We start from the raw sequence: 14,298 nt of genomic DNA on the forward strand, positions 1-14,298 counted from the left end.
AACGCTACAGATCGCCGTCCGCATCCAACAACTGCAACGACCCGATCACGAGCGCCTGCATGCCCTGCTTGAACTCGGTGATCACCTGGCCCTCTTCGTCATCCGCAATCGCGTAGATGGTGTCGGCGCCGGCGATGCAGTAGAACGCGATCGTGGCCAGCAGCCAGCGCGCCTTGTCCATCGGCAGGCCGAACACTTCGGCCACGTGCGCCTGGTGCGAGGCAATCTTTTCCAGCATCGGCGCGCTCGCCACCGTGCGCCGCAGCAGGTATGGCGGCAACCCGGGATGCGCCTTCACCACCTCGCACAACGATTCCACGAACACCATCAGATAGCCCTGCAGGCCGCCCGCCGCATCGGCCGACGCGCGCGGAATCTGCCAGCGCTGGAACACGGCTTCGGCCACCAGCCGCTTCAACGCCTCCAGGTTCGCAACGCGCTTGTACAGCGCCGCTTGGGTGACCGCGAGCTCGGCGGCCACATTGGCCATGGTCAGGTTGGGCAGACCCAGGCGGATGCCGATGTCGGCCAGGCGCTCGGGGGTGATGGTCGGTGGACGGCCGCGAGGCGGCACCGTGGTTTCGCGTTGCGTGTTCATACCCTGCCGAGGGTGCCAGCAAAGCGACCCTCTTGTCCGCTTTGGTCTCTTTAGTTTAATTTACTCAACTAATTCGGAATGCGTCTGGTTCGCAATCATGGCGCCGTCCGGATCGAGCCCGTGGCTCACTTCCCGCCAGGTCCCCACCCAGCCGACAACCCCGCGCTGCGCCCTCCCCCGTGCTTGCCGATGGCCGCGCGCCAGGCGCGCTCGCCCTCGCGATTCACAGGACCCTGGCATGACCGTATCCCCCTTCTCCTCTTCACAGAACCAAGCTGCCGCCGTGTCCTGCAGCCAGTCACTTCCACACGGGCTGGCCCGGCGCTACCGCGCATCGGCGCTCGCGCTTGGCCTGATGGCATCGTGTGCCGCGCTGGCCGAAACCGCGCCGTCCACCCTGCCCTCGGTGCAGGTGCAGGAGCAGCGCCGCGTGACCGGCGACTACGCCGGCGGCCAGGTCGCCGCCGGCGGCCGCATCGGCCTGCTCGGCGACAAGGATTTCATGGATACGCCGTTCAGTACGGTCAGCTACACCGAGTCGTTTATCCGCGACCGCCAGGCCAAGGACCTGACCGACGTCATCGCCGCCACCGACCCCACGGTGTTCAGCAACGGCGTCACCGGTTCCTGGAGCGAGAACTACGCAATCCGCGGCTTCGCCTCCAACACCAGCGACACCACCTTCAACGGCCTCAGCGGCATGGCGCCGTACTACCGTACCTCGCCGGAGATGTTCGAACGCATCGAGGTGCTGAAAGGCCCCTCCGCGCTGCTCAATGGCATGCCGCCGGGCGGCTCGGTGGGCGGCGCGGTGAACCTGGTGCCCAAGCGCGCTGGCGAGCAGCCGCTGTTGCGGGTCAGCGCCAACTTCGCCTCCGACGCGCAGTTCGGCACCCATGTGGACATGGGCCGTCGGCTCGGCGCGGGCAAGCAGTTCGGCGTCCGCTTCAACGGCGCGTACCGTGATGGCGATGGCGCAGTGGACAAGCAGCGCAAGAAGGTCCAGCTCGGTTCGCTGGCACTGGACTGGCGCGGCGAACGTGCGCGGCTGTCGGCCGATCTGTACGGCGCCGATGACCGTGTTGACGGCCCCGCACGTGGCGTCGGCCTGGCATCCGGCGTCGCCATTCCGCGGCCGCCGCGTGGCGATACGCTGATCAACCCGGACTGGGCCTACGTGGACAGCCAGGACAAGGGCGCGATGCTGCGCGGCGAACTGGACATCAACGATACCCTGATGGCCTACCTGGCCTACGGCACCAGCAGGACCGACTACCGCTACAACGGTTCGATCAGCGCACAGATCCTCAATCCGGCCGGTGACTTCACCACGGTAATCGGCCAGCTCGCCTTCGATATCAGGAAGCAGTCCGGCGATGCCGGCCTGCGCGGTTCGTTCCGGACCGGCAGCGTCGGCCACCAGTGGGCTGCCAACGTGACCCACTACCAGCACACCCAGAACGACTACGGCCGCCGCAGCGTGCCGGGCTGGGACTGGACCACCAACCTCTACAACCCGGTGTGGGGCCCGGCCGCGCCGTTCGTAGCGCCGCACATCTCGCATACCGAACTGCGGCTGGACAGCCTCGGCTTCGCTGATACCCTGTCCTTCGCCGATGAACGCGTGCAGTTGACCCTGGGCGTGCGCCGCCAGCAGGTGGTCAGTGAGACCTTCAACGTCGCCACGGGTGCGCGCACCTCACGCTACGACGAGAGCGCCACCACGCCGGCAGCGGCGCTGCTGGTGAAAGCCACCGACACGGTCTCCCTCTACACCAACTACATCGAGGGCCTCAGCCAGGGCGCCACCGCGCCGATGACCGCCGCCAATGCCGGCGATGTGTTCGCGCCGTTCCGCACCAGGCAGAAGGAGCTGGGCCTGAAGCTGGACCTGGGCCGCTTCGCGCACACCTTCAGCGTGTACGAGATCAAGCGGCCCAGCAGCTACACCGACCCGGTCACGAATATCTTCTCGTTCGGCGGCGAACAGCGGAACCGCGGCGTGGAATGGGGCTTCTTCGGTGCGCCACTGGACGGCGTGCGCCTGCTGGGCGGCATGGCCTTTGTGCAGCCGAAGCTGACCCGCACGGCGGGCGGCGTGAATGAAGGCCGCATGGCCACGGCAATTGCGCAGCGGCAGGCCAAGCTGGGCGTGGAGTGGGATGTGCCCGCGCTGGAAGGCCTGACCCTGACCGGTAATGCCACGGCGATGTCGAAGCAGTACATCAGTGCCGACAACCGCCTGTCGGTGCCGGGGCGGACGTTGTTTGACGTGGGCGCGCGCTACAGCACCACCGTGGCGGGTCGACCGTTGGCACTACGCGCCACGGTGAACAACGTGACCAACAAGGCGTTCTGGAGCATGCCGTTGCTATCCAGTCTGGCGCTGGGAGCGCCGAGAACGATGTTGTTCTCGGCGACGATGGATTTCTGAGGCGGCGCGGAACCCCTGTAGATCCGATCCATGCTCGGCCCGGTTCTGTCTGGTGAGCCGAGCGTAGGCTCGGCGCTACAGAACGCGGGGCCATCCGCCAACGGCATCCAGGCAGGATGCGAATATTCTGTAGAGCCGAGCCCACGCTCGGCTCCACGCCAACAGCATCCACGCATGGCGTGGCTCTACTCGGATGCAGGCGGAAGATGGCGTGTGTGATTGGTCAGCGCCAGCGCGGCCAACATCAGCCCTTCCATCACGCGGTCGCCCACGTAGTGTTCCGGGCCGCCATTCTGGCGGGCGCGCTCGGCGGCCAGCAGGATCTCGTTGACGATGCGCAGCCCCGCCAACGCGCCGTCGCTGTCGGCCAGGGCCAGGCAGCGGACTGGCAGCTGGTGGCGCTCGGGCCAGGGCTGGCCGTCGGCGGCCACGCCCAGACCGATCTGGTGCAGCAGCGCGATGAGGTTGTTGGGGTCGGGCTTCGCGCGCACTTCTTCGCCCTCATCGGCGTTGGCCGGGGCGTACTGGGTGCGCAGAGGGGGAATGTCCGAACGGTCCATGGCAGGTTTCCGTGCAAGGCATGCGGGACCACCGCCCTTAACAAAGGCGGCGGACGGTACGTGTGTGGAAACCGGTAGCTAAGCGTCATTACCCGGTGGGTTCGCTTGCGCGCACCCCACGTACCGCCCGCCATGGAACGCGAACGGAATGCCAGCCGGCGCCGCGCAAGGCGACGCCGGCTGGCAAGCGTAAACAACGCATAGCTAAACGGGTTTCCACACCCGGCCACCCTTTTCCGGCGGCAATCCATCATGTGCACGGCGGGGTGGCAGGCGCCAACAACCCACGTGCAAAGACAGCAACGTTCACGCAGTGGCAGCATTGTCGCATATCGACAATCGAGCCGAAGATTCAACAACTTGCACCATGCCGATGGCGGCATGCTTCACCCGCATCGGCACCGCGCATTCCTTGACCGCATCCGGCATTCAAGACAGGCGACGCGCCAGTTGCGACATTACGCAAGCAGATAGGCAATCAACGCCAGCACCGCCAGATGTCCCACGTAGTACCCGTAGAACACCCACCGCCAGCGCGGCAGTGGCCAATTCACCCGCGCGGCCAGCAGCACCACCGGAACGGCCAGCAGCGCCCAGCCGTTGTGGTTCGCCCAGCACACCGCTGCGAGCCCGACCAGCAACAGCCACCACGCGCGATGCCGGAACGCGATCCATCCCAGCAGCACGCAGCCGACACCCGCCCACTGGTAATCCACGAACATCGGCAGCACGCCGGCAGCCAGCAACAGCAGAACGGGCCGATGGTTCGCCAGCGCATGAACGGCCACGGCCGCCAGAGTGAAAGTAAGCAGGATGTTGAGCGGCAGCCAGGAACCAAACGCGAATGCGTGCACTGGCTGGGCGATCAACCCCCAAAGCACGAGCCGGCGTATCGATTTGCGCAGGTCGGCCCCGGGCTGGGCCAGGTTGCAGGCCATCACCAGCGCGAACAGCGGGAAGGCAATACGCCCCAGTTCGCTGACCACCGGCACGTAGCCGCCGAAGGCCACCTTGGCCACGTGATCACCGGTCATGGCCAGCAGTGCGATCCACTTCAACAGCTCGCGCGCACCGCTGCCAAGGGTGAAGTTGAAGGTTGACGTCCCGGTCGTGGTCGCTTGCATCGCGGAAGCTTATGCGCATCGGCCAGCCCATTTCCAGCGCCGCGCAGGAGCCCGTCGCTGCAGCCCGCAGGTGGCGGCGCTATGCTGGCCGCCCCTGCTTGTGAGACACCCGCCATGCGCACCCTGTACCCCGCCATCGAACCCTACCGCGAGTTCACCCTACCGGTGAGCGATCTGCACACGCTGCATGTCGAAGAGTGCGGCACACCGGACGGCATTCCGGTGGTGTACCTGCACGGCGGCCCAGGCGCGGGCATTTCACCCACCCATCGCCGCTTCTTCGATCCGGCACGCTACCGCATCGTGTTGATCGACCAGCGTGGCAGCGGCCGCTCCACACCGTTCGGCGAGCTGCGCGACAACACCACGCAGGACCTGGTGGCCGACATCGAGAAGGTGCGCGAGCACCTGGGCATCGAGCGTTGGCTGGTCTATGGCGGCTCCTGGGGATCGACCCTGTCTCTGGCCTACGCACAAGCGCATCCCGAGCGCGCCACCGGCCTGATCGTGCGCGGCGTGTTCCTCGGCCGCGAAATGGAGAATCGCTGGTTCGCCGAGGCCGATGGCGGTGCGCGCTGGATCTTTCCGGAGCGCTGGGACCGTTATGAGGCTTACATTCCGGAGGCTGAGCGTGGCGACATGATTGCGGCCTATTGGACCCGCATGGATGGCCCGGATGAGGCGACCCGCATCGAAGCCGCGCAGGCCTGGCTGGGCTGGGAAGACAACGCGGCAACCCTGCAGCACGACGTCGACGCTCAATCCACCGATGATCCGCTGGATACCTTGGCCAAGGCCCGCATCGAGGCGCACTACTTCCGCAACGGCATCTTCCTGGAACCCGACCAGCTGCTGCGCAACATCGATCGCATCCGCCATCTGCCCTGCGTGATCGTGCAGGGGCGCTACGACATCATCTGTCCGCCGCGCAGCGCATGGGACCTGGCCAAGGCGTGGCCGGAAGCCCGGCTGGAGATGGTGACCTCCGGCCACAGCGCCAACGAGCCAGCCACGGTGGATGCGCTGGTGCGAGCCACGGACGCCTTTGCAGACCGCTCCTGAAGCAGACGGGAGTGCCGGCCGCTGGCCGGCTTCCTGCCGTTCGAGGGTAGAGTGGACTGTTAGTCGACTGCTCTTGGCAGGAAGCTGAAGGCCCCGCGCTGCACTAGCAGTCGACTCTACCGAGGCGTCTCCGTCGAGCCACCGCCCCCAAGGCGTCCTCGCGCAATTGCTGCTGTGCGGCCCGGTGAATGGCGACCCACCGGCAACGGTCCACGGCCCCCATTCTTCGCGGCCCACTTACAGTCCCGCGCAGAAGATCCTGCCGTGACCACCGCACCGGTCGTCCGCCTTCTCTTCAGGAGCACGCCATGATCGCTTGTCGCTACCTTCCGATTGCACTCTCGTTTTCTGCCGCCCTGCTGCTGGGCGCCTGTTCCAGGACTCAGGAGGCGAGCAGGACCACCGCCGCCGAGGACGTCACCGAAGTGAAGCTGATACCGCCGTATGAATCGTTGGACAAGGACAAGGACGGCATCGTCACCCTGGCGGAAGTCGATGCGGTGGCACCGGACTGGGCCGAGCGCCTGCATGCCTGCGATACCGACCGTGACAAGACGCTGAGCCATGGCGAGTACGACGTGTGCAAGCAGACCAGCGCTTCGCATTGATCCATCACTGAACCCTCGATTGGCGCTGTGCATGCCCGGCTATACCAAGGTATAGCCGGGCTAACCCACCGGCCTCTAGGCCTGCCCCGTTCAGGCGCGGACAATAGCACCACTGGCCAGGGCAACCCTGGCCGGGCCCCTCCCCTCATGGAGACGCAGATGGACCCCGACCCTTCCGGGCGCACCGCGACCCGTATGCCTGATTGCTGCCTGTTCCTGGCGCCTGCCCGCCGGTCCCTGCCTGCCTGAGTGACGGGGGACCGCCAGGCGCCGCCTGCCTGGAGATCGCCCCCATGTCCTACAAGATCCTGTACATCACCCTGCGTCGCCTGATCGGCGAGCGCGATGTTGCCGCCCTGCGCAGCCAGCTGCTGCAGTACGGCCCGATCATGTTTGCCCGTTCGCTGTCGCTCGGTTCGCCACGCGTTGTGGCCGACGCGCTGTCGCTGCTCCCGATCAGCGAGCGCATCAATGTGCTGCGCCACCTGCCCTATCCCCTGCGCGACGCGATGAAGCCACTGTGCATCGGTGGCAGCCAGCGCCTGCGCATGCAGCCGTGGTCGCCGGCGGTGCTGGCGATGCGCCACGCCTGACCTGTTCCAACCGTTCCGTTCGTGTTCCGGCCGCGGCCGGCTCTGACATTCGAGGAGAGTCCCATGAGCCTGCTCAACGCCTGGTTCAATGCCTTCCTGCGCAGCCGTCGCGCAGGCAACCTGTTCCGCCGCCGTGCGATGCCCGAAGCCGGCTTCGGCCCTGGCAGCGCCGAGGCCGCGCCGTTCGCGCTCACCACCGGCCTGGTCACCCTCGCCCAGCAGGACGAAGCCGAGCTGCTGACCACGCTGGAATCACATGCCGATGGCCTCAGCCCGCATGAGGCCGAGGAGCGACTGGCCACGCTCGGCCCCAACGAGGTGGATCACGAGAAGCCGCTGCCGTGGTGCCGCCACCTGTGGCAGTGCTACCGCAATCCGTTCAACCTGCTGCTGACCGTGCTGGCGGCGGTATCCTGGCTGACCGAGGACATCAAGGCGACGATCGTCATCGGTGCGATGGTGCTGCTGTCCACGCTGATCCGCTTCGTGCAGGAGGGTCGCTCGAACCGTGCTGCCGAGCGGCTGAAGGCACTGGTCGGCAACACTGCGCGCGTGCTGCGCCGCAATCCCGGCACCGAGGCTGCGGATGTGGCCGACCAGTACTTCGGCGCGCATCTGCACAGCCGTCGCCCGGCGCGCCTGCTGGACCTGCCTATCCGTGAACTGGTACCCGGCGACCACATTGTGCTGTCGGCCGGCGACATGATTCCGGCCGACTGCCGCGTGCTGACCGCCAAGGACCTGTTCGTGGCGCAGGCGGCGATGACCGGCGAGTCGCTGCCGGTGGAGAAGTTCGCGCACCCGGGCGATGGCCTGGCCGGCCTGCTGGAACAGCACAACCTGCTGTTCATGGGTACCAACGTGGTGTCCGGTACGGCCACCGCCATCGTGCTGGCCACCGGTAACCGCACCTACTTCGGCACGCTGGCCCAGCGCAGCACCGCCACCGACCGTGCGCCCACCGCATTCCAGGCCGGCGTCAACAGTGTCAGCTGGCTGCTGATCCGCTTCGCGCTGGTGATGGTGCCGTTCGTGCTGCTGATCAACGGCTGGACCAAGGGCGACTGGACCGAGGCGTTCCTGTTCGCGCTGTCGGTGGCGGTGGGCCTGACGCCGGAAATGCTGCCGATGATCGTCACTTCCACCCTGGCCAAGGGCGCGGTGCTGCTGTCGCGGCGCAAGGTGATCGTCAAGCGCCTGGACGCCATCCAGAACTTCGGCGCGATGGAAGTGCTGTGCACCGACAAGACCGGCACCCTCACCCAGGACAGGATCGCGCTGGAGCGCCACACCGATGTGTTCGGCCACGATTCGGAAGACGTACTGAAGTTCGCTTACCTCAACAGTCACTTCCAGACCGGCCTGATCAACCTGCTGGACCGCGCGGTGCTGGAGCACGTGGAGCTGCAGAGTTCGTTGCGGCTGTCGCAGGACTACCACAAGGTGGATGAGATCCCGTTCGACTTCGAGCGCCGCCGCATGTCGGTGGTGGTCTCCGAGCGTGAGGACCACCATGAGCTGATCTGCAAGGGAGCCGTGGAAGAGATGCTGGCGGTGTGCAGCACCGTGCGCGAGAACGGCCAGGACATGCCGCTGGACGAGCGCCGCCTGGCGCGGGTGCGGCAGACCACCGAGGAACTGAACGAACAGGGCCTGCGCGTGGTGGCGGTGGCGATGAAGGAGACCGCAGCCAGCCAGACCACCTACTCGCAGGCGGACGAGTGCGGGTTGACCCTGGTCGGCTACGTGGCGTTCCTGGACCCGCCGAAGGAATCGGCCGCGCAGGCGCTGCAGGCGCTGGCCGCACACGGCGTCGAGGTCAAGGTCTTCACTGGCGACAACGAACTGGTGTCCGCGCGTGTGTGCGCACAGGTGGGACTGGATGCCGACACCATCCTGACCGGGCCGCAGATCGAGCGCATGGATGACGGCGCGTTGTCGCGGGCGCTGCACCACCATCGCGTGTTCGCCCGGCTGACGCCGCTGCACAAGGAGCGCCTGGTGCGCGAACTGCGCGCACAGGGCAAGGTGGTCGGCTTCCTCGGCGACGGCATCAACGATGCACCGGCGCTGCGCGCAGCCGATATCGGCATCAGCGTGGACAGTGCGGTGGACATCGCCAAGGAGGCCGCCGACATCATCCTGCTGGAAAAGAATCTGATGGTGCTGGAGGAAGGCGTCATCCAGGGCCGGCGCACGTTCAACAACATGCTGAAGTACATCCGCATGACCGCCAGCTCCAACTTCGGCAATGTGTTCTCGGTGCTGGTGGCCTCGGCCTTCCTGCCGTTCCTGCCGATGCTGCCGCTGCAGCTGCTGGTGCAGAACCTGCTGTACGACATCTCGCAGATCGCCATCCCGTTCGACAACGTGGACGAAGAGCTGGTGCGCAGGCCGCTGAAGTGGAACCCGGCGGACATCGGCCGCTTCATGGTGTTCTTCGGGCCGATCAGCTCGATCTTCGACCTGAGCTGCTTCGCGCTGATGTGGTACGTGTTCGATGCACGCACGCCGGCCGACCAGGGCCTGTTCCAGTCCGGCTGGTTCGTGGTCGGCCTGCTGACCCAGACCCTGATCGTGCACATGATCCGCACGCCGAAGCTGCCGTTCCTGCAGAGCATCGCCGCGCCGCCACTGCTGCTGATGACCGGCCTGATCATGGTCATCGGCGTGGCCCTGCCGATGAGCCCGCTGGCCGGCTACTTCAAGCTGCAGGCCCTGCCGGCCGGCTACTGGCCGTTCCTGGTGGCGATCCTGTTCGGCTATGCGGTGCTGACCACCGCGCTGAAGCGCTTCTACATCCGTCGCTACGGCTGGCAGTAAGCGCCCGCCGCCTTGTCCAGGGAGAATCACAATGGACATCAATCCGAACCTGCCGGCGTTCAACGCCGGCGCAACCCTGAGTTCGCTGATCAGCCTGTCGGTGGCGTTCGTGCTTGGCACGGCCATCGGCCTGGAACGGCAGCTGCGCCAACGCACCGCGGGCCTGCGCACCAACACCCTGGTGGCGGTGGGAGCGGCGGTGTTCGTCGATCTGGCGGTGCGCTTCCATGACCTGTACGGCGGCCCGCCGTCGCCGCTGCATGTGGTGGCCTATGTGATCTCCGGCGTCGGCTTCCTGGGAGCCGGCGCGATCATGAAGGATGGTGCGCAGGTGTCCGGCCTGAACACCGCCGCCACCCTGTGGGGCTCGGCGGCGGTGGGTGCATGCGCGGGTATCAAGCTGCTGCCGGAAGCGGTGCTGGCGGCGGTGTTCGTGCTGGCCGCCAACACCCTGCTGCGGCCGGTGGTGAACCGCATCCAGCGGCAGCCGCTGCCGGAAGCGTTCAGCGAAGCGACCTATGCGATCAACGTGGTCTGCCAGCGCGAGCAACAGGCCGAGGTGCTGGACCAGCTGTTGCTGCTGCTTGAACAGGCACAGTACCCGGTGCGCGCAGTCGACCAGCGCCCGTTTGGCGAGCGCGACGTGGAGATCGAAGCGGTGCTGTATGCCACCACCGTCGATGCGGGCGAACTCGATGCGGTATTGGCCACGCTGGCGACCACGCCCGGCGTCCTGCAGGGGTTCTGGAACGCCAGCCTGGAGGAGTAGTGTCGGCCGCTGGCCGACGACCTGATGATCTCCGGACGCCCCGTGCATCGCCTCGGCATGCCCACCACTGCGGTAGTGCCGGCCGCTGGCCGGCAACCTCATGATCTCCGGAAGCACGCTGCAGATGCCGGCCAGCGGCCGGCACTACCAGGCATCGCTTTGACCGGTGCCGACCAAGGCCGGCATCCACCGATGGCGGCTTTGCTATCCTTTCACCCCACGCCAGGGAGCTTCCCCGATGCCATCGCTGTCGCCCCGCCGCCCACTGGTGCTGCTGGCCCTGTTCGTCGTGATGGCGGCGATCTTCCTGATCGACACCGTCACCGATTACGCGGTTGCCGCCGCCTGCTTCTACGCGGCGGTCATCCTGGCCGCATCGCGCGTGCTGGGCGCACGCGGGTTGATCACGCTTGCCCTGGCCTGCATCGCGCTGACCGGGCTGAGCTTCTTCCTGACCCGCTTCGGCACCTACCGCATCGGCCTGGTCAATTCGGTCATTGGCATGCTGGTGATCGGTATCACCACCTACCTTGCCCTGAACATGGAAGCGGCCAAGGCCGCCGTGCAGGAAGCACAGGGCCGCCTGCTGCGGGTAGCGCGCGCCTCCACCGTGGGCGAGCTGACCACCTCCATCGCGCATGAAGTAAACCAGCCGCTGGCGGCCATCGCCAGCAGCGCCGAAGCCTGCCAGCGTTGGCTCGCGCAGGATCCACCCAACGTGGACAAGGCGCGGCAGACCGTGGCCCGCATCCTGGCCGATGCACATCGTGCCGGTGACGTGATCGCCCGCATCCGCGGCCTGACCCAGGGCGCGGCACCGCAGCGACGCGCCTTCGATCTGAACGAAGCGGTGGAGGAAATGCTGGCGCTGTCGCGCAGCGAGCTGGACCGGCATGGCGTGGCCGTGGCGCTGCTGCTGGACACCGAGCTGCCACCGGTGCAGGCCGATCGCGTGCAGGTGCAGCAGGTGATCGGCAACCTGATCCTCAATGCGGTGGACGCGATGGAGACCGTGCCCACCGCCGACCGACGCTTGTCCCTGCTGACCCGGCGCAACGGCCAGCGGATCAGCCTCAGTGTGCGTGACCGCGGCGTCGGCCTGCCCGCCGACCATCCCGAACGCGTCTTCGATGCCTTCTGGACCACCAAGTCGCACGGTCTGGGGCTGGGTCTCAGCCTGAGCCGCTCGATGATCGAAGCCAACGACGGCCAGATCCGTGCCGAACGACCGGCAGGCGGCGGTGCCTGCTTTGTGTTCGATCTGCCCATTGCCACGGACGCCCACCATGCGTAAGCAGACTGCCGCCAACCCCGATCCGGCACCCATCGTCTATGTGGTCGACGACGATCCGTCGGTGCGCGCGGCACTGGAAGACCTGCTGGCCTCGATGGGCCTGCAGGTGCGGGCCTTCGCCTCCACCCAGGCCTTCCTCGAACACGCGCTGGAAGACGCACCGGCATGTCTCGTGCTGGACGTGCGAATGCCCGGCCAGAGCGGTCTTGAATTCCATCGCACGATGGGCAACCACGGCCTGCAGCTTCCGGTGGTATTCATCACCGGCCACGGCGACATCGCGATGGGCGTCAACGCGATCAAGGGTGGCGCCATCGAATTCCTGACCAAGCCTTTCCGTGACCAGGAGCTGCTCGATGCCATCCACAAGGGCATCGAGATCGACCGCCAGCGCCGGCGCGAGGGCGAGGCACTCGGCGCGCTGCGGCTGCGCTGGAGTTCATTGAACGCCGGCGAGCGCGAGGTGGTCGATGGCGTGGTACGCGGCCGCCTCAACAAGCAGATCGCCGGCGACCTGGGCGTCAGCGAGATCACGGTGAAGGTGCGCCGTGCGCAGGTGATGCGCAAGATGGGCGCACGCACCCTGGTCGACCTGGTACGCATGTACGACCGCCTGCAGGCGCGTGCGCCATGAACGTCCACGTCGCCTTGCTGCGCGCGGTCAATGTCGGCGGCACCGGCAAGCTGCCGATGCGCGAACTGGTGGCAATGTGCGAGGACGCAGGCTTCGCCGATGTCCGCACGTACATCGCCAGCGGCAACGTGGTGTTGCGCAGCTCGCTCGACGAAACAGGCGTGCGCCAGGCCCTCGGCCAGCGGCTCCAGGCCTATGCCGGCAAGCCGGTGGGCGTGCTGGTGCGCTCGGCCGACGAGATTGCCGGTGTGGTGGCACGCAACCCGTTTGCACAGGCGGCCGGCAACCGTGTGGTCGCCCTGTTCCTCGACGGCAGCCTGCCTGCCGATCCGCTGGACGGCGTGACCGGCCTGCGCGACGAACAGCTTGCACTCGGCACGCGCGAGATCTTCATCCACTACGGTGCCGGCATGGCCGACTCGCGCTTGCGGGTGCCCTATGCCCAGCACGGCACCGCCCGCAATATGAACACAATCGGCAAGCTTGCAGTGATGGCCGCAGCGCTTACCTCGCCTGCCAGCAATCCGCGTGCTGGCCGGAGGCGGTAGCGTCGACCTTCAGGCACTGCGCCGCGCTCGCGCTCCGTGAAGGCTGAAGCAGTGGGCGGACCCAACGGGTCACGCCCGCTGCAAGCGGCGCTTCAATCGCGTATCCAGCAGCCCCACGCCCAGCAGCACCAGGCTGGTCAGCCATCCGCCGGCCAGCAGGTGCACGTGCGGTAGCATCAGCCCCAGCACCAGCAGCGCCACCGCGCCCAGCAGATGCGAGCGGGGCGCGTGCCCATAGACCACGCGTTTGTACAGGGCACTGCCCAGCAGATAGATCAGCGGGCCTGCCACCATCACGCTGGCGTAAACCGTGGTGACGGCCACCCCCGGATGGTCCATGACCAGATCATTGCCCACCGCCGTGGCGATGATGCCGGCGATCAGCAATGCATGCACGTAGTGGAAGTTGGCGCCCATCCGTCCGGGGTCTTCGGCGTGGGTGATGGCCTCTGTGGCATCGCGGCTGGAGATGCCGAAGTACAGCCACCACATGGCAATCGTGCCGGCGAAGGTGGCCAACACCGCTGAAACCACTTCCAGGCTCCAATGCTCGACGTCGCTGAGCACGCCACCGGTGGCCAGCAACGTCTCGCCCAGTGCGACGATGACGAACAACTGGCAGCGTTCGGCCAGGTGCCCCCCCTCGATGGTCCAGTCGCGGGTGTGCGAACGACCCATGCCCGGGAAGGCGAAGCCGAACATCGGCGAGATGTATTCGCAGGCAACTGCCACCGCCCACAGTGCCAGCCGCAGATTGCCCTCGGCCGCCGCGCCGGCCAGCCAGAAGCAGGCCGACACGCTGACCCAGGCCAGCATGCGACGGAAGTTCGGCGCCAACGGATGGTTGCGGCCGACCTCAAACAGCACGAACGCTGTGCGTCCGACCTGCATCGTGGCGTACGCCCCGGCGAAGATCCACGCACGATCGGCAAACGCCTCGGGGATGGACGAGGACATCAACAACGCCAACAGCATGGTGGTGAACAGCAGGCCGCGGATGCGCGGCGCCTCCGGGTCGAACCAGTTGCTGACCCAGCACGCGTACTGCCAGCCGAGCCAGACCGCGAACCACAGCACCAGCGTCTGCAGTACACCGGCCAGGTCCAGGTGGTGCAGCAGATGGTGGCTGAGCTGGGTGACCGCGAATACGTAGACCAGATCGAAGAACAGTTCTTCGTAGGTCACGCGGGCATGGTGGCCGTCGCGGTGGCGCAGCGCGGGCAAGCGCAGTCGGGTACGCATGGAACTCCT

The 14,298-nt window shown here is 66.8% G+C and carries 13 protein-coding genes; 9 read left to right on the top strand and 4 right to left on the bottom strand.

Annotation, left to right across the window (positions count from 1 at the left end; translation table 11 throughout):
* Positions 1-4: 4 nt before the first annotated feature.
* Positions 5-598, bottom strand: a complete 594-nt coding sequence (locus ROV93_RS06255) for a TetR/AcrR family transcriptional regulator (protein ID WP_072167127.1) — start codon at positions 596-598, stop codon at positions 5-7.
* A gap of 238 nt (positions 599-836) precedes the next feature.
* On the opposite strand from ROV93_RS06255, the gene ROV93_RS06260 reads away from it, so the two are divergent.
* The gene (locus ROV93_RS06260; RefSeq protein WP_312538827.1) at positions 837-3,032 is read left to right on the top strand and encodes a TonB-dependent siderophore receptor; all 2,196 of its coding nucleotides are present in this window, start codon (positions 837-839) and stop codon (positions 3,030-3,032) included.
* 185 nt (positions 3,033-3,217) lie between these two features.
* On the opposite strand, the gene ROV93_RS06265 is transcribed toward ROV93_RS06260, so the two are convergent.
* Both ROV93_RS06265 and ROV93_RS06270 read right to left on the bottom strand, forming a co-directional pair.
* Positions 3,218-3,592, bottom strand: coding sequence for a hypothetical protein (locus tag ROV93_RS06265; protein ID WP_180890313.1), 375 nt, complete (start codon positions 3,590-3,592; stop codon positions 3,218-3,220).
* Positions 3,593-4,050: 458 nt separating this feature from the next.
* Positions 4,051-4,716: a TraX family protein gene (locus tag ROV93_RS06270; RefSeq protein WP_072167129.1), complete on the bottom strand. Its 666-nt coding sequence runs from the start codon at positions 4,714-4,716 to the stop codon at positions 4,051-4,053.
* Positions 4,717-4,830: 114 nt separating this feature from the next.
* On the opposite strand from ROV93_RS06270, the gene pip reads away from it, so the two are divergent.
* The 8 genes from pip to ROV93_RS06310 all read left to right on the top strand — a co-directional run bounded on the left by pip (position 4,831) and on the right by ROV93_RS06310 (position 13,047).
* On the top strand, positions 4,831-5,778 hold the full coding sequence (gene pip, locus ROV93_RS06275) for a prolyl aminopeptidase (RefSeq protein ID WP_072167130.1): 948 nt from the start codon (positions 4,831-4,833) through the stop codon (positions 5,776-5,778).
* Between the two features lie 308 nt (positions 5,779-6,086).
* Positions 6,087-6,386 (top strand): hypothetical protein, encoded by a 300-nt coding sequence (locus tag ROV93_RS06280; protein ID WP_072167131.1) that lies wholly within the window; start codon positions 6,087-6,089, stop codon positions 6,384-6,386.
* A 293-nt stretch (positions 6,387-6,679) separates the two neighbouring features.
* Positions 6,680-6,979 (top strand): hypothetical protein, encoded by a 300-nt coding sequence (locus ROV93_RS06285; protein ID WP_072167132.1) that lies wholly within the window; start codon positions 6,680-6,682, stop codon positions 6,977-6,979.
* 63 nt (positions 6,980-7,042) lie between these two features.
* Positions 7,043-9,802: a magnesium-translocating P-type ATPase gene (gene mgtA, locus ROV93_RS06290; RefSeq protein WP_312538833.1), complete on the top strand. Its 2,760-nt coding sequence runs from the start codon at positions 7,043-7,045 to the stop codon at positions 9,800-9,802.
* A 31-nt stretch (positions 9,803-9,833) separates the two neighbouring features.
* Positions 9,834-10,571, top strand: coding sequence for an MgtC/SapB family protein (locus ROV93_RS06295; protein WP_049448085.1), 738 nt, complete (start codon positions 9,834-9,836; stop codon positions 10,569-10,571).
* A 238-nt stretch (positions 10,572-10,809) separates the two neighbouring features.
* Positions 10,810-11,865, top strand: a complete 1,056-nt coding sequence (locus ROV93_RS06300) for an ATP-binding protein (RefSeq protein WP_072168788.1) — start codon at positions 10,810-10,812, stop codon at positions 11,863-11,865.
* A complete protein-coding gene (locus ROV93_RS06305; RefSeq protein WP_072168789.1) occupies positions 11,858-12,499 on the top strand; it encodes a response regulator transcription factor in 642 nt (213 codons plus the stop codon). The genes ROV93_RS06300 and ROV93_RS06305 overlap by 8 nt, the downstream gene beginning before the upstream one ends.
* On the top strand, positions 12,496-13,047 hold the full coding sequence (locus tag ROV93_RS06310) for a DUF1697 domain-containing protein (protein ID WP_072168790.1): 552 nt from the start codon (positions 12,496-12,498) through the stop codon (positions 13,045-13,047). The genes ROV93_RS06305 and ROV93_RS06310 overlap by 4 nt, the downstream gene beginning before the upstream one ends.
* A gap of 69 nt (positions 13,048-13,116) precedes the next feature.
* Here the strand turns inward: ROV93_RS06310 and ROV93_RS06315 are convergent, their stop codons facing one another.
* On the bottom strand, positions 13,117-14,289 hold the full coding sequence (locus tag ROV93_RS06315; RefSeq protein ID WP_180890310.1) for a low temperature requirement protein A: 1,173 nt from the start codon (positions 14,287-14,289) through the stop codon (positions 13,117-13,119).
* Positions 14,290-14,298 lie beyond the last annotated feature (9 nt).

It is taken from the genome of Stenotrophomonas maltophilia group sp. msm4 (assembly GCF_032025605.1).
Classification (GTDB): domain Bacteria; phylum Pseudomonadota; class Gammaproteobacteria; order Xanthomonadales; family Xanthomonadaceae; genus Stenotrophomonas; species Stenotrophomonas sepilia.

Coding starts and splice junctions, on each gene's coding strand:
- ROV93_RS06255 (WP_072167127.1), bottom strand. CDS start 598: ATGAACACGCAACGCGAAACCACGGTGCCGCCTCGCGGCCGTCCACCG.
- ROV93_RS06260 (WP_312538827.1), top strand. CDS start 837: ATGACCGTATCCCCCTTCTCCTCTTCACAGAACCAAGCTGCCGCCGTG.
- ROV93_RS06265 (WP_180890313.1), bottom strand. CDS start 3,592: ATGGACCGTTCGGACATTCCCCCTCTGCGCACCCAGTACGCCCCGGCC.
- ROV93_RS06270 (WP_072167129.1), bottom strand. CDS start 4,716: ATGCAAGCGACCACGACCGGGACGTCAACCTTCAACTTCACCCTTGGC.
- pip (WP_072167130.1), top strand. CDS start 4,831: ATGCGCACCCTGTACCCCGCCATCGAACCCTACCGCGAGTTCACCCTA.
- ROV93_RS06280 (WP_072167131.1), top strand. CDS start 6,087: ATGATCGCTTGTCGCTACCTTCCGATTGCACTCTCGTTTTCTGCCGCC.
- ROV93_RS06285 (WP_072167132.1), top strand. CDS start 6,680: ATGTCCTACAAGATCCTGTACATCACCCTGCGTCGCCTGATCGGCGAG.
- mgtA (WP_312538833.1), top strand. CDS start 7,043: ATGAGCCTGCTCAACGCCTGGTTCAATGCCTTCCTGCGCAGCCGTCGC.
- ROV93_RS06295 (WP_049448085.1), top strand. CDS start 9,834: ATGGACATCAATCCGAACCTGCCGGCGTTCAACGCCGGCGCAACCCTG.
- ROV93_RS06300 (WP_072168788.1), top strand. CDS start 10,810: ATGCCATCGCTGTCGCCCCGCCGCCCACTGGTGCTGCTGGCCCTGTTC.
- ROV93_RS06305 (WP_072168789.1), top strand. CDS start 11,858: ATGCGTAAGCAGACTGCCGCCAACCCCGATCCGGCACCCATCGTCTAT.
- ROV93_RS06310 (WP_072168790.1), top strand. CDS start 12,496: ATGAACGTCCACGTCGCCTTGCTGCGCGCGGTCAATGTCGGCGGCACC.
- ROV93_RS06315 (WP_180890310.1), bottom strand. CDS start 14,289: ATGCGTACCCGACTGCGCTTGCCCGCGCTGCGCCACCGCGACGGCCAC.